This is a genomic window from Micromonospora sp. CNZ286 (assembly GCF_014207755.1).
In genome coordinates this window covers 2,744,834-2,766,311 of sequence record NZ_JACHIZ010000001.1, presented here as the reverse complement: position 1 = coordinate 2,766,311, position 21,478 = coordinate 2,744,834, and the positions used below count along the sequence as shown (strand labels likewise).

General features: G+C 72.9%; 19 protein-coding genes. 10 read left to right on the top strand and 9 right to left on the bottom strand.

The features are described 5' to 3' along the window. Window positions 1-13: 13 nt before the first annotated feature. The 7 genes from uxaC (at window position 14) to FHX31_RS12360 (ending at window position 8,270) form a co-directional block, all read left to right on the top strand. Complete coding sequence (gene uxaC / locus FHX31_RS12390) at window positions 14-1,447, top strand: glucuronate isomerase (protein WP_123109342.1); 1,434 nt, start codon at window positions 14-16, stop codon at window positions 1,445-1,447. Next, a complete protein-coding gene (locus tag FHX31_RS12385) occupies window positions 1,444-2,745 on the top strand; it encodes an enolase C-terminal domain-like protein (RefSeq protein ID WP_184976214.1) in 1,302 nt (433 codons plus the stop codon). The genes uxaC and FHX31_RS12385 overlap by 4 nt, the downstream gene beginning before the upstream one ends. Beyond that, a complete protein-coding gene (locus FHX31_RS12380; protein WP_184976212.1) occupies window positions 2,736-4,220 on the top strand; it encodes a mannitol dehydrogenase family protein in 1,485 nt (494 codons plus the stop codon). The genes FHX31_RS12385 and FHX31_RS12380 overlap by 10 nt, the downstream gene beginning before the upstream one ends. Continuing rightward, a complete protein-coding gene (locus FHX31_RS12375; RefSeq protein ID WP_486481671.1) occupies window positions 4,217-5,422 on the top strand; it encodes a Gfo/Idh/MocA family protein in 1,206 nt (401 codons plus the stop codon). The genes FHX31_RS12380 and FHX31_RS12375 overlap by 4 nt, the downstream gene beginning before the upstream one ends. Before the next feature lie 29 nt (window positions 5,423-5,451). After that, entirely contained in the window at window positions 5,452-6,795 is a 1,344-nt protein-coding gene (locus FHX31_RS12370; RefSeq protein ID WP_184976210.1) for a pectate lyase family protein, read from the top strand. Between the two features lie 283 nt (window positions 6,796-7,078). Continuing rightward, the gene (locus tag FHX31_RS12365) at window positions 7,079-7,537 is read left to right on the top strand and encodes an ATP-binding protein (RefSeq protein ID WP_184976208.1); all 459 of its coding nucleotides are present in this window, start codon (window positions 7,079-7,081) and stop codon (window positions 7,535-7,537) included. A gap of 7 nt (window positions 7,538-7,544) precedes the next feature. Further along, on the top strand, window positions 7,545-8,270 hold the full coding sequence (locus FHX31_RS12360; protein ID WP_184976206.1) for an HD domain-containing protein: 726 nt from the start codon (window positions 7,545-7,547) through the stop codon (window positions 8,268-8,270). A gap of 722 nt (window positions 8,271-8,992) precedes the next feature. On the opposite strand, the gene FHX31_RS12355 is transcribed toward FHX31_RS12360, so the two are convergent. The 7 genes from FHX31_RS12355 to FHX31_RS12325 all read right to left on the bottom strand — a co-directional run bounded on the left by FHX31_RS12355 (window position 8,993) and on the right by FHX31_RS12325 (window position 16,893). Continuing rightward, on the bottom strand, window positions 8,993-9,421 hold the full coding sequence (locus FHX31_RS12355; protein WP_013476519.1) for a barstar family protein: 429 nt from the start codon (window positions 9,419-9,421) through the stop codon (window positions 8,993-8,995). Window positions 9,422-9,480: 59 nt separating this feature from the next. Beyond that, window positions 9,481-9,921: a ribonuclease domain-containing protein gene (locus FHX31_RS12350; RefSeq protein WP_013476518.1), complete on the bottom strand. Its 441-nt coding sequence runs from the start codon at window positions 9,919-9,921 to the stop codon at window positions 9,481-9,483. A 186-nt stretch (window positions 9,922-10,107) separates the two neighbouring features. Continuing rightward, on the bottom strand, window positions 10,108-13,017 hold the full coding sequence (locus FHX31_RS12345; protein WP_232236594.1) for a M36 family metallopeptidase: 2,910 nt from the start codon (window positions 13,015-13,017) through the stop codon (window positions 10,108-10,110). A 288-nt stretch (window positions 13,018-13,305) separates the two neighbouring features. Then, window positions 13,306-14,040, bottom strand: a complete 735-nt coding sequence (locus tag FHX31_RS12340) for an HNH endonuclease (RefSeq protein ID WP_402883563.1) — start codon at window positions 14,038-14,040, stop codon at window positions 13,306-13,308. 211 nt (window positions 14,041-14,251) lie between these two features. Beyond that, window positions 14,252-15,511, bottom strand: a complete 1,260-nt coding sequence (locus FHX31_RS12335) for a hypothetical protein (protein ID WP_091327298.1) — start codon at window positions 15,509-15,511, stop codon at window positions 14,252-14,254. Between the two features lie 240 nt (window positions 15,512-15,751). Next, window positions 15,752-16,597 (bottom strand): alpha/beta fold hydrolase, encoded by an 846-nt coding sequence (locus FHX31_RS12330; RefSeq protein ID WP_184976204.1) that lies wholly within the window; start codon window positions 16,595-16,597, stop codon window positions 15,752-15,754. 56 nt (window positions 16,598-16,653) lie between these two features. After that, window positions 16,654-16,893 carry a winged helix-turn-helix domain-containing protein gene (locus tag FHX31_RS12325; RefSeq protein WP_013286712.1) on the bottom strand — a complete coding sequence of 80 codons (240 nt, stop codon included), beginning with the start codon at window positions 16,891-16,893 and terminating at the stop codon, window positions 16,654-16,656. 293 nt (window positions 16,894-17,186) lie between these two features. Here FHX31_RS12325 and FHX31_RS12320 point away from each other — a divergent pair, with 293 nt between their 5' ends. Together FHX31_RS12320 and FHX31_RS12315 are read left to right on the top strand one after the other, a co-directional pair. Beyond that, window positions 17,187-17,447: a DivIVA domain-containing protein gene (locus tag FHX31_RS12320; protein WP_123109350.1), complete on the top strand. Its 261-nt coding sequence runs from the start codon at window positions 17,187-17,189 to the stop codon at window positions 17,445-17,447. A 2-nt stretch (window positions 17,448-17,449) separates the two neighbouring features. Further along, a complete protein-coding gene (locus tag FHX31_RS12315; RefSeq protein ID WP_013286714.1) occupies window positions 17,450-17,755 on the top strand; it encodes a hypothetical protein in 306 nt (101 codons plus the stop codon). Here FHX31_RS12315 and FHX31_RS12310 read toward each other — a convergent pair. Beyond that, window positions 17,683-18,228: a hypothetical protein gene (locus tag FHX31_RS12310; RefSeq protein WP_030268602.1), complete on the bottom strand. Its 546-nt coding sequence runs from the start codon at window positions 18,226-18,228 to the stop codon at window positions 17,683-17,685. The genes FHX31_RS12315 and FHX31_RS12310 overlap by 73 nt on opposite strands. A gap of 342 nt (window positions 18,229-18,570) precedes the next feature. On the opposite strand from FHX31_RS12310, the gene FHX31_RS12305 reads away from it, so the two are divergent. Further along, a complete protein-coding gene (locus FHX31_RS12305) occupies window positions 18,571-19,473 on the top strand; it encodes a hypothetical protein (RefSeq protein WP_184976201.1) in 903 nt (300 codons plus the stop codon). Window positions 19,474-19,655: 182 nt separating this feature from the next. Here FHX31_RS12305 and FHX31_RS12300 read toward each other — a convergent pair whose 3' ends face one another. After that, complete coding sequence (locus FHX31_RS12300; protein WP_184976198.1) at window positions 19,656-21,446, bottom strand: ABC transporter ATP-binding protein; 1,791 nt, start codon at window positions 21,444-21,446, stop codon at window positions 19,656-19,658. Window positions 21,447-21,478: the final 32 nt, after the last annotated feature.

Sequence of the window (21,478 nt, the reverse complement as noted above, 5' to 3'; positions counted from 1 at the left end):
AGGAGCCCTCGCTGTGCCGATCATCCCCCGCGGCGACCTGCTGCTGCCCGCCGAGCCCGGGCTGCGCGCCCTGGCCCGCGAGCTGTACGCGCTCGCCGCCGAGCAGCCGCTCATCTCCCCGCACGGGCACGTCGACCCCGGGCTGCTGGCCGAGGACCAGCCGTTCCCCGACCCGGCCCGGCTGCTCATCGTGCCCGACCACTACCTGACCCGGATGCTGCTCAGCCAGGGCGTACCCCCGGCCGACCTGGGCGTGCCGAGCGTCGACGGCAGCCCGGTGGAGACCGACGGGCGGACCATCTGGCGGCGCTTCGCCGCGCACTGGCACCTGTTCCGCGGCACCCCGTCGCGGCTGTGGCTGGAGCAGACGTTCCGGCACGTGTTCGGCGTCGACACGCCGCTGAGCCCGGCCACCGCCGACGCCGTCTACGACGCGCTCGCCGCGCGCCTGGCAGAGCCGGGCTTCCGGCCCCGGGCGCTGTTCGAACGCTTCGGCATCGAGGTGCTCGCCACCACCGAGTCACCGCTGGACGACCTGGGCCGGCACGCCAAGCTCGCCGCCGACGGCTGGGGCGGGCCCGGCGGCCGGGTGGTCACCACGTTCCGCCCCGACGACGTGGTGGACATGGAGTTCGACAACTGGGCCGCGAACGTGGACCGGCTCGCCGAGATCTCCGGCGAGGACACCGGCACGTACGCCGGATACCTGGCCGCGCTGCGGGCACGGCGGGAGGCGTTCGCCGCCGCCGGGGCCACCTCGTCCGACCACGGGCACCCCACCGCCCGTACCCTCGATCTCAGTCCCGCACAGGCCTCGGCGCTGTACGACAAGGGCCGACGCGGCCTGGCCGACGCCGCCGACGCCGAGGCGTTCCGGGCGCACATGCTGCTGGAGTTCGCCCGGATGTCGCTCGACGACGGCCTGGTCATGCAGCTGCACCCCGGCGCGGTCCGCAACCACAACCGCTGGCTGCACGCCCGGCACGGCCGCGACGTGGGCGGCGACGTGCCGCAGGCCACCGAGTACGTGCACGGCCTCGCGCCGCTGCTCGACGCGCACGGCAACGACCCCCGGCTCACAGTGGTGCTCTACACGCTCGACGAGGACACGTTCACCAGGGAACTCGCCCCGCTCGCCGGCGGGTACGCGGCGCTGCGCCTCGGCGCGCCCTGGTGGTTCCTGGACTCCCCCGAGGTGCTGCGCCGGTTCCGCGAGGCGGTCACCGAGACCGCGGGCTTCTACAACACCGCCGGGTTCGTCGACGACACCCGCGCGTTCTGTTCCATCCCGGTACGCCACGACGTGGCCCGCCGGGTCGACGCCGGATTCCTCGCCCGCCTCGTCGCCGAGCACCGGCTGACCGAGGACGAGGCCGCCGAGACCATCGTCGACCTGGCGTACCGGCTGCCGAAGCAGGTCTTCAAGTTCGGAGGTGGGCCCGCATGACCACAATCGTCGACGTCGAGGTGCACGACGTGCGCTTCCCCACCGCCGCCAGCGGCGACGGCTCGGACGCGATCAACAGGGGCGACTACTCGGCCACATACGTGGAGCTGACCACCGACGGCGGGCCGACCGGCACCGGGTTCACGTTCACCAACGGCCGGGGCAACGAGATCACCTGCGCGGCGGTCCGCGCACTCGCCCACCACGTCCGGGGGCGCACCGTCGCCGAGATCGCCGCCGAACCCGTGGCGTTCTGGCGCTCGCTCACCGCCGACGTGCAACTGCGCTGGCTCGGCCCGGAGAAGGGCGTGATCCACATGGCCACCGGCGCGCTCGTCAACGCCGTGTGGGACCTGCGCGCCAAGCTCGCCGGCAAGCCGATATGGCGGTTCCTCGCCGAGGCGCCCACCGACGAACTGGTCGCGACAGTCGACTTCCATCACATCACCGACGCGCTCACCCCCGACGAGGCGGCGGCCATCCTGGACAAGGGACGCGACGGGCTCACCGACCGGCTCGCCGCGCTGGAACGCGACGGGTTCCCCTCGTACACGACGTCGGTGGGCTGGCTCGGCTACCCGGACGAGCAGGTGCGCGCGCTGACCCGCGACGCGTACGCGCAGGGGTGGCGCGCGATGAAGATGAAGGTCGGCGGGCGGATCGAGGACGACCTGCGGCGGGCCCGGATCATCCGGGCCGAGATCGGCCCGGACGCGCTGCTCATGATGGACGCCAACCAGGTGTGGGACGTGGACGAGGCGATCGCCGCGATGGGCGTGCTCGCCGAGGTCGACCCGTACTGGATCGAGGAGCCCACGCACGCCGACGACGTCCTGGGGCACGCCCGGATCGCCCGCGCGGTCACCGAGCTGACCGGCGGCCGCTGCCGGGTCGCCACCGGCGAGGTCGCCGCCAACAAGGTGATCTTCAAGCAGCTGCTCCAGGCCGAGGCGATCGGCGTCATGCAGGTCGACGCCTGCCGGGTCGGCGGGGTGGACGAGGTGCTCGCCGAACTGCTGCTGGCCGCGAAGTTCGGCGTGCCGGTGTGCCCGCACGCCGGCGGCGTCGGCCTGTGCGAGTACGTGCAGCACCTCGCGATCTTCGACTACCTGCGGGTCGGCACGAGCCTGGACGGCCGAATGGTCGAGTACGTCGACCACCTGCACGAACACTTCACCGACCCGGTCCGCACCCGGGGCGGGCGCTACCTGCTGCCCACAGCGCCCGGCTACAGCGCCACCATGCGGCCGGAGTCGATCGCGGAGTTCCGCTTCCCGGAGGGACCGGCATGGCGCTGACCCCCGACCGGCTCGGCCTGGCCACGCTGCGCCACCTGCCGCCGGAGTCCCGGCCGCTGGTGCGCCCCGGCACCGTGCCGGCCGGCATCGTCCACCTCGGTCTCGGCGCGTTCCACCGCGCCCACCAGGCCGTGCACACCGAGGCGGCGGTCGGCGCGGCCGGCGGCGACTGGGGCATCATCGGCGTCGCGCCGCGCAGCACCGACGTGGTCGAGGCCCTCGACGCGCAGGACTGCCTGTTCAGCGTCACCACGCTCGCCGCCGAAGGCGCGGCCACGCGGGTGGTCGGCGCGCTCGCCGGGGTACGGCACGCCGCGAGCGACCCGGACGCGGTGGTCGGCCTGCTCGCCGACCCGGCGATCCGGGTGGTCACGCTGACGGTGACCGAGAAGGCGTACCGGCTGGACCCGGTGACCGCCGCGCTGACAGTGGACGCGGACCTGACCGCCGACCTGACCACCGGCCGTCCCCCGCGTACCGTGCCGGGTCTGCTGGTCCGCGGGCTGCTCGCCCGCGCCGCCGCCGACGCCGGGCCGATCGCGCTCGTGAGCTGCGACAACCTGCCCGCCAACGGGCGGCGGCTGCGCGGTCTGGTCGAGCAGTGCCTCGCGCTGGCCCGGGTGCCGGACGCGACAGCCGAGCGGGTGCTGGCGGCGGTCACCTGCCCCGGCACCATGGTCGACCGGATCGTGCCGGCCAGCACCGACGAGACCCGGGACACCGCCCGGCAGGCGCTCGGCGTGACCGACCTCGCGGCGGTCGCCGCCGAACCGTGGTCACAGTGGGTGATCGAGGACGACTTCCCCGGCGGCCGCCCGGCCTGGGAACGCTCCGGCGCGATCCTCACCGGCGACGCCGGCCCGTGGGAGCGGCTGAAACTGCGGGCGCTCAACGGCGTGCACTCCGCCACCGCGTACCTCGGTGCGCTCGCCGGCGCGGAGACGGTGGCCGAGGCGCTGACGCTGCCGCACCTGGACGCGGTGCTGCGGCGGCTGCTCGCCGAGGAGATCGCGCCGAGCTTCACCCCGCCGCCCGGCGCCGACGTGGCCGACTACGGGGAACAGGTGCTCGCCCGTTTCGGCAACCCGGCGATCCGGTACCGGACGACGCAGGTCGCGATGGACGGCTCGCAGAAGCTGCCGCAGCGGGTGCTGCACACCGTCGCCGACCTGCGGGCCGCGGGCCGGTCGGCGCGGTGGAGCGCGCTCGTGGTGGCCGCGTGGCTGCGGTTCCTGCTCGGGTACGCCGACGACGGGCGGCCGCTGCCGCTGGACGACCCGCTCGCGGACCGGCTGCGCGCCGCGCTGGCCGCCGGAGCGCACACCCCGGCCGGGGTGGTGGACGCGGTCTTCGCACTGCGCGAGGTGTTCCCGGCCGACCTGGCCGCCGACGACGAGTTCCGCGCCGACGTGACCGGCTGGCTCACCGCGCTGGAACGCCACGGCGTCCGGGCCACGCTGGCAGGTGCCCGGTGACCGGCGGGTGGGCGGCGACCCGCCGGGGGTCGCCGGTGAGCGGCAACGACCCGCCGCGGGTGGCGCTGATCGGGGCGAACGGGCACGGCCGCTGGCACCGCCGGACCATCGCCGAACTGCACGCGGCCGGGCGTGCGCGCCTTGTCGCGCTGGTCGACGTGCGCCCGCTGGAGCACGAACCGGAGGCTCCGGTCCCACCGGAGACCGGCGTGTTCACCGACCACCGGGACATGCTCGCCGAGTCCCGGCCCGACGTGGTGGTGATCTGCACACCGCCGCACACGCACCTGCCGATCGCGCTCGACGTACTCGCCGCCGGGGCCGACCTGCTGCTCGAGAAGCCGCCGGTGCTCGACCTGGCCGGACACCGGACGCTCGCCGAAGCCGCCGCCGCAGCCGGCCGGGCCGTGCAGGTCAACTTCCAGGCGCTCGGCTCGGCCGCGCTGACCGAACTGACCGGCGCGCTCGGACGGCTCGGTCCGGTCACCGGCATCGCCACGCTCGCCGCCTGGCAACGCCCGGACGCCTACTACGCCCGCTCCCCCTGGGCCGGGCGACTGTCGGTCGACGGTCACCCGGCGCTGGACGGCGCACTCGCCAACCCGCTCGCGCACGCGCTGATGCAGTGCCTCGCCGTCGCCGAATCGGTCACCGGCGCGCCGGTCCGCCCGGCCCGGATCGAAGTGGAGCGCTACCGCGTCCGCCCGATCGAGGTGGACGACACCACTGTGCTGCGGCTGACCCCGCACGCCGGGCCGCCGGTGCTGGCCGCGCTCACCCTCGCCGCCGAGGAACACGTCCCCGGGGAGGTGCTGGTCACCGACGAGCGGGGCCGGGCGGTGCTGGAGTACCCGACCGACCGGCTGCGACTGCCCGGCGACGACGCGCCGCACCCGGTGCCCGGCCGCCGAGGGCTGCTGGCGAACCTGCTCGACCACCGCACCGACGGCACGCCGCTGATCGCGCCCCTGGCGCGTACCGAGCCGTTCACCGCGGTGCTGGACGCGCTGCGGGACGCACCCGCTCCGACGCTGCTCGACGGGGACCTGGTGCGCGCGGCGGGCGACGGCCCGCAGCGGGTGCGGATGGTACGGGGCGTCGGCGCGGTGCTGCGGACCGCAGCGGAGACCGGCGCGCTGCCGTCGGAGGCGGGCGTGCCGTGGGCGGTCAAGCCCTATGTGGTGGATCTACCCGTGCAGTGAATGTCCCTCCAGGAGAACGGAAACGAGTCATGCGTACCCGAACCGCAGCCGTCGCGGCGCTGGCCGCCGCGCTCGTCCTCACCACCGCCGCGCCCGCGCCGGCCGCACCTGGTAAGCCGTCCCGGGCCGCCGAGCTGATCGGCCGCCAGACCCTCCCGGCGAACGACGGCTGGGCCGCCGCGGGCACCGGCACCACCGGCGGGTCGGCCGCCGCGCCGGACCGGGTACACGTCGTGCGTACCCGCGCCGAGCTGGTCGCCGCGCTCGGCGGCGACAACGCCACGAACGCCGCCGACGCCACCCCCAAGATCGTGTACGTGGCCGGGACAGTCGACGGTTTCGAAGGACCGGACGGCACCCTGCTGGACTGCGCCGACCTGGCCGACCCGGAGTACTCGCTGCCCGCCTACCTGGCCGCGTACGACCCGGCGACCTGGGGCCGGGTCAACCCGAGCGGACCGCTGGAGGCCGCCCGGGTGCGGTCGGTGGCCGAGCAGACCCGGCAGACCCAGATCAACGTCGGCTCGAACACCACAATCGTCGGGCTGCGCGGCGCGCGGCTCACCGGCCTGACGCTGATGATCGACCGGGTGGCCAACGTGATCGTGCGCAACATCGAGTTCGCCGACGCCCGGGACTGCTTCCCGGCCTGGTCCCCCACCGACGGCGACACCGGCAACTGGAACTCCCAGTACGACCAGATCTCGGTGCGCCGCAGCGAGCACGTCTGGATCGACCACAACACGTTCACCGACGGCGACAACCCGGACAGCGCCCAGCCCGTCTACTTCGGGCGGCCCTGGCAGGTGCACGACGGCTCGGTGGACGTCACGCACACCGCCAGCCTGGTCACCGTGTCCTGGAACCGGTTCACCGGCCGGGACAAGGTGATGCTCATCGGCTCGTCGAACACGGTCGGCCCGGACGTGGGCCGGCTCAACGTCACCGTGCGGCACAACCTGTTCGACGGCACGCTGCAACGGCTGCCCCGGGTCCGGTTCGGCCAGGTCGACGTGCACGAGAACCACTACCGGCTCGGCGGGCCCGGCTTCGCGTACGCCCTCGGCGTCGGCGTGCAGTCCGCGCTGTACGCGGAGAACAACTTCTTCACGCTCACCGGCGACACCGGCCCCGCCGACCTGCTGTACGACTGGGGCGGCACCGCGCTCACCGAGCGGGGCAGCTGGGTCCGGCAGGGTGACCGCCTGCCCCGGCCGGTGGACCTGCGCGCCGCGTACAACGCCGCCCACGACCCCGACCTCGGCGGCGACGCCGGGTGGACGCCCACGCTGCGCGCCGCCCGGCCGCTGCCGGCCCCGCTGGTCCCGTTCGTCGTCGACGCCTGGGCCGGCGCCGGGCGGCTGCCGCTCTGACCTGCGCCCGAGCCCGCACGCGCACCACCTCGACGCCGTCGGGGCAACCGCGACCGCTCGTCCCGGGCCGGCGTCCCCTCGGGGGTCGCCGGCCCGCCGCGTTGCCGCCTCTGCCGGGCCGCCGGCTGACACGCCGCCCCCGATGCGCAATGATCACGTTTGACGGACACCGCCGCCGGGGGAATGAATCGGCGGCCACCGGGGACAACAGGGTGAGAATCAGGCGGTGACAGCGCGAGTGGGCGCCCAGGTCCGGGGACGGGCACGGGACGGAGGGCCGGACGTGACGGGTGGGACATCCGGCGACGCCGGCCCGGTCCTCACCATCGACCTGCCGGCCGACCCGGCCCGGCTCGCCGCCACCCGGGAACGGTTGCGCGGCTGGCTGCACGACCGGGGCGTGAGTGAGTGGGACGTCGACACCGTCCTCATCGCCACCGGTGAGGCGTGCGCCAACGCCATCGAGCACGGCTACCGCTTCGCCCGGGAGGGCATCACCACGCTGCGGGCCGAGCTGCGCGGCGACCGGCTGGAGATCGAGGTACGCGACCGGGGCGGCTGGCGCGCGGCCGACGGCGACGACACCGGCGACCGCGGCCGGGGACGGCTGATCATGGCGCGGGTGATGGACGAGGCCACCATCGTCGGCACGCCGGAGGGCACCTGCGTCCGCCTGGTCAAGCGCCTCACCGGCGACGTGAGCGGCCCGGCGGACGCCGGATCTAGCGAAGATCAGCTATAAGGGACGCATGGAGTTCCCCGCGTACCTCGCCACCATGCCGATGCACGCGATCACCGAGATCCACGGTGAGCCCGGCCTGCTGGCCCGGTTCCGGCTGGAGATCGAGGCGTTCGACGAGGCCGCCCGCGACCGGCTGACCGAGGCGCTCGACCTGGCCGCCGACCTGCACCGCGACGACCGCCGGGTACGCGAGCCGTACCTCAACCACCTGCTGCGGGTGGCGATCCGGCTGATGCACCACTACCAGGTGCGGGACGTGGACGTGATCGTCGCCGGGCTGCTGCACGACGCGGTCGAGGACCACCCCGCCGAACTCGCAGGGCTCGACCCCGAGTCGGCAGCGGACGCCACGCCGGCGGCACTCGACGCGCTGTCCGACCGTTTCGGCGCGCGGGTCGCCCGGCTGGTCGCGGCGGTCACCAATCCGGCGTACGACCCGGGGCGGGACCGCGACGAGCAGTACCGGGAGCACGTGGCGGCCAGCCTGGAACGGGAACCCTGGGCCCGCGTGATCAAGGTGTCCGACTTCACCGACAACGGCGTGGGCGTGATCCACACGGTCGGGCCGAAGGTGACCCGCGCCGCCACCAAGTACCGCCCGCTGGTGCCGGTCTTCCGCGACCTGGTCGCCCGGCCTGACACGCCGCTGTCGGCACCGGTCAAGCAGCACATCCTCGCCCAGCTGGACCTGGCCGAGGAGCGCTTCAGCGCCATCCTCGACCAGCCCGCCTGACCCCACCCGGTCCGGCGTGTCCCGCCCAGGCCGCCGACGCGACCCGCGCCCTCACCACCCGGCTCGCACTCACCCTCACCTTCGCCACTTCCCCGAACCGGCGCCCGGCCCACCACCACCCCGAGGTGGCCGCATCCCCACCCACCAGCCCTCACCACCACCCCGAACTGGCACCCGGCCCACCACCACCGCGAAGTGGCGGCATTCCCCACCCGTCAGGCCCGCCACTCCCCAGGCTGACGCCCGGCTCGCCACTACGGGGAAGTGGCCGCATCCCCACCCGCCAGACCCCACCACCTCCCCGAACTGGCACCCGGCCCACCACCACCGCGAAGTGGCGACAACCTCACCCAGCGGACCCCGCCACTCCCCCGAACTGGCGACCGCCCACGCCACCACCCCGAATTGGCTGCATCCCCACCGACCGGACCTCACCACCACCCCGAACTGGCACCCGGCCCGCCACTACGGCGAAGTAGCGGCATCCCTCCCCACCGGACCCCACCACCTCCCCGAACTGGCGATCAGCCCACCACCTCCCCGAAGTGGCCGCATCCCCACCCACCAGACCCCCGCCACCACCCCGAACTGGCACCCGGCCCGCCGCTACGGGGAAGTGGCGGCATCCCCACCCACCAGACCCCACCACCTCGCCGAGCTGGCGGCCATGCTCACCGCACGAGGTCGCCGCTTCGGGGAGGGGGCGGCGAAACGGCACCCGGTCAGCCGGTTGCGGGAGGCGGGGCGCCCACCCGCCCGCCGAGCACGGCGGCCACGCGGTCACGCAGGGCGCGCAGTCGGTCCGGGTCGTCGCGCAGCACCACCCGCAGCGTCTCGTGCCCACCGGCGGCGACCGCGCCGAGCACGTCCAGCAGCGTGCCGAGCTGGGCGGGCGGCTCGTCGGCGAGCAGGTCCGCCGCGTCGGTCACGACCAGCGTCAGCGGACCGGAGTCGAGGCGGTCTGCGAGCGCGTCGGCGAGGGCGTCCCAGTTGCGGCCGTACCAGCCGGGCAGCGCCAGTGACCCGGCCAGCGTCTCGTGCAGCCCGGCGCGGGTGCGGCTGGCCCCGCCGGAGACCGGCACACCGTCCGGCTCGGGCGGCGCGCCGTCGTACACGAGCCAGGCCGGCGGCTGCGGGGACGCTGCGCCCATGATCCGTCCTTTCCCGACGGCGCCGGCCGGGGGTCGCCCCCCGCCGGCGCCGAGGCTGCTCAGAGCCGGTAGAAGTTGGCGTAGTGGTCGGGCGAGAACCAGGTCGCCCCGGTGCTCTTGTTGACCACGATCCGGTACGCGTCCCGGGAGGCGTTGCAGGCGCGCGGGTAGACGTCGTACTCGTAGTAGGTGGCGCCGGCGGGCAGCTGACCCTCGTAGTTGTAGAACCGGCCGCCGGCGAAGTTGCACCGGCCGCCGCTCCACGAGTACCAGCCACGGCTGGTCGGGAAGCTCTTCGCGGACCAGCCGGACCGCGCGGTGCGCGCGTCGGCGCAGCGGGACTGCGTGCAGGAGCCGTAGACGGCTGCCGCGGCGGGTTCGGCGAGGCGGGTGGAGACAGTGGACGGTGCGACGAGCGCGGCGGCGGCCACGGCGGTGACCAGGGCTGACGCGGCGAGGGCGCGGCGTACGCGGGTGACGGCGGCACGGAACGGGGTCAAGGGATCCTCCTTGAGCGAGCCGGCAGGGCATCGACCAACGTCGTTCGCTGGTCGCCGCTCAGTCTGTCGAGGATCCTGCCCGCGGTACAGCCCCGATCCGGCGACGGCGCCCCGAACCCCGGGTGAACACACGATGGCGGGTGCGGACGGACGACCCGAGCCGCCCGTCCGCACCCGCCGCGTGGGTCAGCGCGTGAACGCCTGGAACTCGGCGATCCGCACGTTCTGCGCCTGCGGGCTGGCGGTGGCGCAGTCGGTCGCCGCCCGCGGGTCGTCGTCCTGCTCACCGGCGTAGTCCGGCGCGCCCGTGCACTGGTTGGTCAGCACCTCGACGCGCAGGTGCGTGGCCTTGGTACGCGGAATGTCGAACGACCGCATGATCAGCTCGGGCGCCCGGGGACGCGGCGCCACAGCCGGGAACGCGTCCGGCCGGCTGGTGTAGACCGGGCGGAAGTCCGCCGCGTCCGCGCAGGTCACCGGCCCGGTCGCGGTGCACGCGAGGACCCGGAACTGCCGCACCGCGGAGTACCGGCTCTGGGTGCCGGCGTCCGCGTCACCGGCGACCGCCGGACGCAGCATGGCGCTGACCTGCACCCGGCGTACCTGCTGGACGTCGCCGGCCAGGTCGACTGTGACCTGCCGTCCGGCGACCGGCGCGCCCAGCGAGGCCCAGTTCGTGGCCTCGTCGTCGTCGGCGATCTGCGGCAGGTTGATCCCGTCGCCGGTGACCGCCGCACCCGCGGTGGCCGAGGCCAGGTTGGGTCGCAACGACACCGCCAGCGTCCGGTTCTGGCCCGCCTTGACCTTCACCGGGCCGATCCGGGTGTGGCCGTAGCCGGGCGCCCGCACCACGAACTCGTACGTGCCGGGCACCAGATCCACCCGGTCGGTGAGCGGGGTGGCCGCGTCGGTGTCCGCCACCGGCACCGCCCGGGCCTGGTAGCGCCCGACGAACAGCTGCGCGCCCGCCACCGGCCCGCGCTCGCCGACCGGGAGGAACCGCAGCGAGCCCTCCCGCGCGTACGGCGAGGTGAAGCCCGGCGTGGGGTCGGCGTCGGTGTGGCCGACGCTGGCCGCGGTCTCGCCGAGGCCGCGCCCGGCGAACGCGTTCCAGAGCAGGTCCTGGTTGGCGCCGCCGAAGCGGATCCGGTCGGCGGCGAGCATCGCGTCCCGGGCGTCGACCATGCTGACCTGGCTGACCGACATCAGCAGGAACGAGTCGAACACCAGTTGGATCCAGCGCCGGTTACCCGGGCAGGCGGTCACGTCGCGGGCGCCGGTGGCGCACGCCTTCTGCACGGCCGGGGTGCCGCTGCCCCACCGGCGCATCATGGCCGCGCGGATGTCGGTGTTGGTGGCGCTCCACACCTCACCGGAGGCGTGCACCTGGAGGCCGACGAAGTCGTAGTCGACCGAGCTGTAGTTGAGCGGGCTGTCACTCATGTTGTAGTTGCGGATACCCGCGTTCGGGTCCTGGGTGGTGTACTCGCCGATGGTGAACCCGCGCCGGCCGGGCGCGGCGTATCCGTGCTCGAACAGGTACTCCATGGCGAGCTGGTCGGACCAGCTCTCGCTCATGCCCTGCGGCGAGCTGACCCCGGCGCTCGGGCCGGCGATCATGCGGTTGGTGACCGCGTGGCCGTACTCGTGGGCGATCACCGACATGTCGAAGTCGCCGTCGACGCACGGCGCGTAGAACGAGCCCGCCATGGGCTGCCACAGGTACATGTTGGTGGTCGGCGCGACGCCGTCCGGCGGGGTGATCTGGTTGGCGTTGTTGCGGGCCGCGAAGTTGGGCGGGCCGCCGCTGGCCCCGCCGGCCTGGGCGTTGCCCTGCTCGGGGTCGTTACCGAGCCCGCCGCGGCCGAGGTTGTCCTGCTGCATGTTCCAGGTCTCCTCGGTGAACCCGAGGTGATAGGTCCAGTCGTGCATCCGGTTGTGCATGGCGAACAGGTTCGCCCGCGCCGCGTCGATGTCGTTCGCCTGCGGCGACGTGAACACCTCCGGGTTGCAGCGCTGCTCCTGCCACTGGTTCGTCCACGGGTAGTCGTACCGGCGGTCCGGGCGGGGCGTCGCGGTCTCGGTGCCGACGCTGAACGGGTCGTTGCTGAACCAGTTCTGCACCGCGATCGCGTTGTTGCCCTTGGTCGTGGTGGTGGACTGGCCGGTGGCCGGGTCCACGTCCCACGCCGGGTGCCCGGGCACGCCCACCACCTCGGCGCAGCCGCGCGCCGGCACGGCGCACCACCGCTTGCGGGTGTCGACCGAGGACCTGTCGACCCGCGGCGAGTTCGGGAAGACCTCCCACGAGGGGTGGTCGGCGTCGTGGTCGATCAGGTCCTCACGGACCAGCACGGCGCTGTCGCGGGCGTCCACGTAGGTGGCGTAGGCGGCCGGGTCCGCGCCGGTGGTGTCCGCCCCGAGGACCACCTCCCACGCCGCGCGCGGCCCCCGGTCCGCGGTGGGCACCGCGACCAACGAGGTACGCACGACCTGCGCGTCGGAGCGGCCGGCGTCGGCGACGGCGGCCTTGCGGGCCTGCTCGGCGCTGATCGTGGCCGGGGCCGGCGTACCGGCGTCGCGGGCGAGCGAGGAGCTGACGTGCCACACCGCTCCGTCGCGTACGCCGATCGACAGCATGCCGTCGACGGCGGCCGGCAGGTCACCGAAGCGCTGCCGGAACAGGACGGTCGCGCCCTGCCCCATCGGCGCCACTGTGAGCAGTTCCAGCGCGGCGGCGCCCTCGGCGGTCAGGCCCAGCACGTCCCGGTTGGCGGCCACGTACGCGCGCGCGGCGGCGGCCGGGTCGGCGGGCAGGCCGGTGGCGAGGGGCTTGCCGGTCGACGTGAGCGTGGCGGGCGTACCGAAGTCGGTCCAGCGCACGCGCGCGCCGAGCGCGGCGGCCCGGTCCCGCTGCCGGTCGCTGGCGGCGACGCGGCCCTTGCGGTTGTCCTTGGCCTTGGTGTCGTGCCGGTCGCCCGGCAGGTGGTCGGGTGGCGCCTGGGTACGGGTCTGTTCCCGGGGTGCCGCCTGGCCGCCACCAGCGGCGGTCAGAACCAGCCCGGCTGCGAGCAGCAGCGCGGTGGTCCCCGTCAACGCACGGGATGGTGTGCGCACGGTCCCTCCTGTCATCGTCGAACGGCGATGTCCGTTCCGCCATCCGACCAGGACGATCAACCGTCCGACACCATCCGAACATCCATAATTGTTGCTGCGTCGATTTCTCGGCGGCCCTCACGGCGCCCCTGGCCGAGCAGCTTCGAGACTCGCGTCTCACCAGACGAGACACGAATAGATCTTGGTACGAAACGGCCCCCATGAGGGTCCTTTCGTACCAAGATCTCCACAGCGTCAGCAGCTGCTAGGCGGGAGGCGACTCAGCAGTCAGGCCGCTCTGAACACTGACTCCAGGTGCCACTCCAGGAACTCGGCCTTGGGACGGTCTCCACGTCGCTCTGGGATCGCGATAACGGACCCGGCCTTCGCGTAGAACTGGTCGCCGTTGCCGAACTCGCTTCGCAGGCGCGGACTCACCATCAGGCGGTACCTCGGGTCCACGCCCAGGTAGCCCTGATCGAAGAGGATGTGGACATCGGACCTGAGCAGCATGCCGTTGTCGATCCGATGCTCGCCGCCCGCCGGCAGTGGCCGGATGTGCGCCGCCTGGAGCACCGGTTGCAACTTGTTGCCCGTGATCGCACAGCGGCGGCCGTACGCGCCGAGCACCACCGCCTTGAACGACTTCTGGCCGAGACGCTGGGGAACGAGCCGTGGATCTCCGTAGATCGGGCCGGGGCGATGCCACGGCTCACGAAGGTCCAAATCGACCTCTCCACCCAGAAGGCGGTGAAGGGCAAGACCGAAGTAGTCCGCAGCGGCTGGATCAGCGAGGTCGTACGTCTTGCCCTGTACGACGTTCGGCGCGAAGCCAGGGGGCGGATCGACCGACGAGCCGTCGGCGAAGAAGACGCTGTCACGAACGAAGATGCACCCGATCACCGGATCCTCCCCCGGCTCGATCGGCTGTTTCCGGTACCGCCCGACGCTACGCCTCATCTCGTCGAGGCTCGCGACGCCGTTGCCCTCGCCGAAGAGGTTCCACGCTTCCGAGATTTTCAACTGGGTGAAGCCGCTGAAGAAGCCACCGCCGACGACGCGATTGAATGCATCTTGTCGCTACCCCGACCGGCGTCACGAACCCGACCAGTCAAAGTTCGCGCATCCACGTCGTCGGGTCCGTTACGAAGACGCAAACAGCGGGTCTCGGTCAGTCCTCCACCCCACCAGACGCGGATAGGTGGCGGGGGTCAGGTCACGTTCTCTCTCCTGATCAAGCGTCGCCACTCTTCTCCTTGAGTTCGTCGTCCTCCCCGCGCCGACGCAGTGCCCACCCGCCGACCCGGCCGGAAAGCTTGCCCGTCGCCCATTTAGCCCGGTCGAAAGTGTCGTTACCGAGGCGCCTGGCGGCATCAACGCCGTCTGCTCCGGTCTCAAGCGCCTTGTCTCTCGCCTCCTTGGCCGCATCCGCCCATCGTCTCGCGTCCGACGACTGCCGAGCGCTCTCGATACCGAGTCGCCCGTGGAAGTTGACGATGGCTGTCGAGACTTGGTTGCTCGACTTCACCACCGCCGGTGAGTCCATCGGGTTCAGCAAAACCTTGGCGTTCGCCCTGCCCGCGGCCGCTTCCATGCGGGCAAGGAGGCGCTCGGTGCACCGGGAGATGAGTTCGAGTCGGTTCTGCCGAGCATTCCTCAGCCCGACGCGATGCCCGTCCAACTCGTCCGGCGACGCGTCCAGCACCCGGTCGAGTTCGAGCACGGCGATCGCGTCCTGCAGTTGGAAGCAGCGGGCCAGGACGACAAGCCACTCCTGCGCCTTGGACTCCGCTTCCCTGGCTGCCCTGGCAAGCTCACCGATCGCGCTTTTACGCTCCAGCTTCTCCGCGAGCGCGTCGAGCTGACGCAACGCGTACGCCTGGGTTTCTGCGATCGTCGCCGGCGCGCCCTGCACCTTCGACCATGTGACTTCGTCGACTCGGCCGCGCTGCTCACGGATGGTCATGGACTCCTCGATGACGAAGCCCACGCCGATCATGCGGGCCAACACAGCGTCCTTCTGGGCACGGAGCACATCGTCGACCTTCTCGTCGATCGTGGCGAGATAGTCGGTGATCTCCTTCATGCTCTGTTGCATCGCAAGCTGCGCCATGAGCCCCGCCGCACCGGCCAGCAACGCCGGGTTGCCTGCGACCGCCCCGGGCCCCTTCGAGATCTGAAGCCATTTCTGGATCGAGCCTGGATCTCCCACCATCGCGTGGCTGACCCCTGGGGTCTTGGTCGGCATCAGACCGAATTTGTGGACGAGCTGCGCTGACTCCTGGGTCAGCTGCACCCAACGACCGGAGTTGGCGGCGATCTCGGAACCAGCCTGAGTCGCTGCCGCCCCGACCTTGAGAACAGACCCGAGCCGAGGCAGCCCGAGGTTCTTCGACGGCAAGCCCTCGGAGACCAGGAAGCGTTCGACAGCCGTCGGATCTCCGATGACCGCCAGCCCGTCGCCGTCGCTGATCAGCTGAATCTCGTTACCCATTGTCGGCTCCTGACGGGTGGGAGGATGGAGAGCGACGCTGTCTACTCTGTTCGCTGTGTGGCCTTAAGAGGGCGCCATCAGATCAGCGGCTCGCACCTTCTTGACCGACTCGAGGGGCGCCTCCGGTCGATCACGCGAAGACTCTAGCCGTCCCGTCGACGGGACGGGTGTACCCGTAAGTACCGATCTCCGCGACAGGCCGCTACCGAAGGCTCCCGCTTTCAGGTTCCGGACGCCGGCTCATGCCGGCGCGTCGAGGAAGACGGCCGCGGCCCGACGGAAGTCGTGTGGATTCTCGACCCACGGCAGGTGGCCGGATCCGGGGAGGCTGACCCGCTCACAATTGGGCAGCGCCTTCTCCAGCGAGTCGGCGCCCCAGCGGGGACGGATGTCCTCGGGGCCGTCGATGATCAGCACGGGCAGGTCGAGCGTCCGGCACCGCGCCGCGATCCCGGAGGTACGGAGTTCCCGCTTGACCTCGGCGTTGACGGCCCGGTTGCAGTCGTGGTTGATGCCCAGCCACGGCGTGGCCATGTCCTCGGCGTGCGTCATGGCGGCGTCGGGGTCGGCGAAGTCGGCCGACCACTGCAGGACCGCCCGTTCCCGTTCCTCCGCCGGGGTGCGGTCCCGCGTACCAAGCGCCTCCCATCGGTCCAGGTGCGGCCCGAGCCGCCGCCGGAGATTCCGTTCGTAGTGCGGATGCCAGCCGCGTTCGGGGTCGATGCCGGTGCCGGAGACGTAGATCAGGTGACTGACCCGCTCCGGGTGTTCGATCGCGTACCGCAGCGCCAGGTGCGCGCCCCACGAGTGGCCCAGCAGTGCCGTCCGCGGTCCGGCCAGGTGTTCGCGTACGGCGTCGAGGTCGGCGACGAAACGGCCGATCGTGTACGGGCCGCGCCGCTCGGAGCGCCCGCAACCACGCTGGTCCCACCGGATGACACGGGCGTGCCCGTCGAGCAGCCGGGCGACCGGGCCGAGGTAGTCCCAGATGCCCGGACCGCCGTGACAGAGCACCAGCGGCGCCCCGGCGCCGACCTGGTCGGCCCACAGGCGACAACCGTCTTCGGTACGCACGTCCGCAGTCATCGCCGACAGTATGGCGAGTCGGACGACGACCGGTGGGCCTGCTGGACTGACGCCGGTTACGGCTCCCTCATCCAGGTCTTCGGATCGGTCACGAAGACACCCTTGCCCTGCTGCCGCCGGATCACCCGCAACGCTTCGAGACGCGCATACGCCATCTGCACGGTGCCGTGACTCACGCCGTAGCGATCGCGCAGCGCAGCGATCGAGGGCAGCTTGTCCCCCGGCTTCAGCTTCTTTCCTCTGACGTCGGCGATCACATCGTCGGCGATGCGCCAGTAATCCGGCACTTCTCGCATGGCACTCCTCGCGTGGCGACCCGATTCGATCACACCGCGACGCGCCTAACAAGCAGCGTTGACTCATCTGACATGTCTAGATAAGTTGATTCCGGGCCGCTCCTCGCGTGGCAACGAGTTCGGCTCATCCCCCGGTCGGGGCGGGTGCGCGTACCCGTCCCGACCCTCCGGACTGCTCCGCCTCCGTACCGTCGATCCGGGCTGCGGTGGCGGAGCGGGCGGGCCGGCCGCGGCCGGCGTGCGGACGGCCCGCCCTTCCACCGCACCTGTCCCCTGCTCCTGGAAGGACCGAAGTGACGCTGCATCGATCCGGCCGCCTGCCGGCCCGACTGACCCCGCACGAGGTGCGCACGCACGCCTTCGACGCCCGCAGGCGCGGCGTCGACCCTGATCAGGTACGCGAGTTCCAGGCCCGGGTCGCCGACGAACTGGCCGAACTGCACCGCCGGGTACGCGTGCTCGCGCAGGAGAACGACAGGCTGAAGCGCGCCCTGCGGGACTGGCAGGCCATGCACGCCCGGGAGTGCCGCCCACCGAACGACGGCCACTGGTAGCGGTGCGCCCGCAACCCGGCGACCTGCTACGGGTCGACGGCCGCGCGTCGGTGCAGTTCGGCGGCGGTCGGGCGCTCACGTTCCGGGTCGTATCGGTCGGGCCCGAGGTGACGTACACCGGGTGGATCTGGCTGACCGGGTACGTGGTCAACAGTCGCGGCACCGCCACTGCGAAGCGGGAGATCTTCGTGCAGCTCGCCGGGCTGCGTCGAGCCGGCGAACCGTTGCCGCCCGATCAGTCCTGGGTGCCGGCGAACAGCGTCCAGGCGTCGATCTCGGTCGGCGCCAGCGGCCGCGCCGGCAGATAGGACGCCAGATCGCGGAAGTCCGCCACGGCGTTGTGGACGCACACCGCGAGCGAGAAGTGCAGCAGTTCCCGCACCGCCTGCGCGTCGGGGGCCGTGACGTCGTCGAGCAGCGGGCTGCGGACATCCAGCGCGAACACCACGTGGCAGGCGCTCTGGTCGGCCTTCACGACGCAGTAGTAGCGCCCGGCCTCGGCCAGCCGGTTGCGGATGTTCGCCCAGGCCATCGCCCCGGAGATGTCCGGCACGTCGGCGCCGGCCACGCAGGCCATCCGGAACACCCAGCGGGCCGGGTCCTCCGGCGACACCGCGCCGTAGACCAGCACCAGGCCGCCACGGTGGAACACGGCGAAGCCCTGCACGTCCGGGCTGAGGTGCAGGAAGTCCGGGGTCCAGACCCGGTCGTACTGCCGCTCGGCCAGGGACCGCAGGAAATTCACGGTCTGGCCGGCGGCCTGACGAGCGTCTACGCCCATGCGTTCTGGTCCTCCCCGAAGGATCGCGGAGCCTCACGCTACGAAGCGCTTCGATCACGGATCAAGACGCGCCGATCGACTCTGGATGGTCGGTCCCGTGAACGGGACCGAAACCGCCCGAGTCCCACGGATAGGACTACGGGACGGCTCGTCCGATCGGTCAGCGCCCGCCCCTGGGCCGGGCGGAACCGCCGTGCGCGCGGCTGCGCGCGTACACCGGCCCGGGTTGTTAGCGTGGATCGCGGACCGCCACGGCGGTCCGGCCACCCCTCGCCCGACGGCCCGCGCGCGCCGGTGACGCCGCGGGACGCGGTGCTGCGAATCCGGCATGGAGGGGGTGCGATGACCGCGGTGCCGGGAGGGCCCGAGCCGGGCGGCGGCCGGCCGAAGCCCGGCGCGCCGGTGGACAGCAGGCGGCGGCGGTGGGCCGGACGGGCGCGGGCGCTGGGCGAGGCGGCGCGCGTGCGGACCCGGCGCTTCTGGGACGGCGCGCAGCCGACGCTGCGGCAGCTCTGGTGGACCGAGGAGCCGGTGACGCCGGTGACCACAGTCGACCGGCGTGTCCCGGAGCCGCTCGCGGTGCCGGCGCAGGGCCAGGTGTACGTGTTCCTGGTCCGCGCCACCTACACCTGGTCGTCGGAGACGGCCCGGCCGGAGCTGTTCGGCTGGTACGTGGACTACTTCCAGCAGCAGGCCACGCAGCGCCTGCACCGGCTCGCGGTCCGGCACGCGGTGGAGGTGCCGCCGCACCGCCCGCGCGACCTGCACGCCGCATTGACCGCCGCGCTCGCCGACGACGACCCGCCGCCCTGGACGTACGCGCGCGGCGAGGTGACGTTCGCCTGCGAGCCGGACGTCACGGTGCACCTGGACGAGCGGGTGCGCAAGCTGCTCCAGCCGTACTGGGAGCAGCGCATCGCGCTGGAGTGCGAGCGCGACCTGGCCCGCCGCCGCGCCGAGTACGCGGAGGAACGCGACCGCCGTGAACGGCCGACGGCGGCGCGAGCCGGGAAGGACGGCGAGCCGGCCGCCACGGCACCGCCGGCCGACGGGACCGGGCCGGCGGGCGCGGCACGGGACGCGCGAGGGATGCCCGGCGGGCCGGGGCGGGCGCGGCGTGGATCGCGGCCGGACGGACCGGTGGAGTCGTTCACCCCGCTGGAGCCGCTGCTCCCCCCGCCCGCGCCGCGCCCGGCCCCGGGACAGCGGCCCCGCCCGGGCGAGCCGGAGCCGCCCCAGGTCTGAGCCGGGACGGGCCCAGGTCTGAGCCGGGACGGTCAGCCCGGGACGGCGGCCTTCTCGGGGCGGGCGTTTCTGCCCGGGCGGCCTGCGCGGGCTGCTGCACGCCCAGCATCGCCCCGGCGACGACAGCGGTCGTGCGCAGCGCCGGCACGCGCCACCGGGCGGCGGTGGTCACTTTCCTACGCTCAGCCGACCAGGGCGGCGTAGCGGCCGCGCCGGTCCAGCAGCGCGTCGTGGGTGCCGGATTCGACGATCCGGCCGTGGTCGAGCACGGCGATACGGTCGGCGTCGCGAACAGTGGAGAGCCGGTGCGCGATGGTCACCACGGTGCGGCCCCGGGCCAGCTCGTCCAGCGCCCGCTGGACCGCGCGCTCGGTCTCGGTGTCCAGCGCGCTCGTCGCCTCGTCCAGCACCAGGATCCGCGGGTCGCGCAGCAGGGTCCGGGCGATCGCCAGGCGCTGCTGCTCGCCGCCGGAGAACCGGTGGCCGCGCGAGCCGACCATGGTGTCGTACCCGTCGGGCAGCGCGGTGACGAGGTCGTGGATGCGGGCGGCGCGGGCGGCGGCCTCGATCTCGGTGTCGGTGGCGTCCGGGCGGGCGTACCGGAGGTTGTCCCGCACGGTGCCGTGCAGCAGGTACGTCTCCTGGCTGACCACGCCCACGACGGCGGCCAGGTCGGCCGGGCGCAGGTCGCGCAGGTCGATCCCGTCGATCGTGATGCGGCCGGCGTCCGGGTCGTGCAGCCGGCTGATCAGCGCGGCGAGCGTGCTCTTGCCGGAGCCGGTCTCCCCCACCAGGGCGAGGCTGGTGCCGGCCGGGACGTCCAGGCTGACGCCGGCGAGGGCGGCGGTGTCGCTGCCCGGGTAGCTGAAGGTGACGTCCTCGACGCGCAGGTGGCCGCGGGCGGTGGCCGGATCGAGCGGGACCGGGCGGGCCGGCTCGGCGACCTCGACGGGCAGGTCGAGGTATTCGAAGATGCGGGCGAACAGCGCCAGCGACGCGGTGAGCGTGACGCCGACGTTGAGCAGGCCCATCAGCGGCCGGAACAGGTTGCCCTGGAGGGCGGTGAACGCGACGAGCGTGCCGATGGTGAGCGTGCCGGCGGTGCCGGGCAGGCCGGCGCTCAGGTAGATCACCGCGGGGATGGCGGCGAAGACGATGCTCATGGCGGCCATCCGCCAGCGGCCGGCCAGTTCCGAGCGCAGTTCCAGGTCGACCAGGCGGGCCGAGGAGGCGGTGAACCGGTCGACCAGGGCCGGGCCGGTGCCGAGCGTCTTGGCCAGCCGTACGCCGCTCACCGACAGCCCTTCCTCGATGGTCACTGTGAGGTCGGCCAGTTCGCGCTGGCGCTGGGCGGTGATCTCCCGGCGCAGCCGGGCGACCCGGCGGGTGAGCCAGAGCGCGGGCGGCAGCACGACCGCCGAGACGAGGGTGAGGCGCCAGCTCAGCGCCAGCATGGCGATGGTGGTGGCGACCACTGTGGTGAGGTTGGCGGCGATCGAGGTGGCGGTGGAGGTGACCACCGCCTGCATGCCGCCGATGTCGTTGGTGATGCGCGACTGGACTTCGCCGGTACGGGTGCGCACGAAGAAGCCGATCGACTGGCGCTGGAGGTGGGCGAAGACGTCGGCGCGCAGCCGGTGCATGACCTCCTGGCCGACGCGGGTGGAGATCCAGGTCTGCGCGACGCCGAGCACGGCGGTGACCGCTGCGACCGCGACCATGCCCGCGACCAGCCAGGCCAGCAGGGTCAGGTCACGCTCGGGCAGGGCCCTGTCGATCACGGAACGCAGCAGGAACGGTGTGGCCATCGCGATGATCGAGGACGCCACGATGATCGCCACCACTGTGGCGAGCGGGCCGCGGTGGGCGGTGAACAGGCCGCCGATCCGGCGCAGGGACACCTCGCGGGCCTGGGCCTTCTCGGCGGGGGAAACGGTCCGGCCGTCACGGCGGCCGTCGGGGATGCGATCCAACTGTGCTCCTCGTGCAGGGGACAATGCTGAGG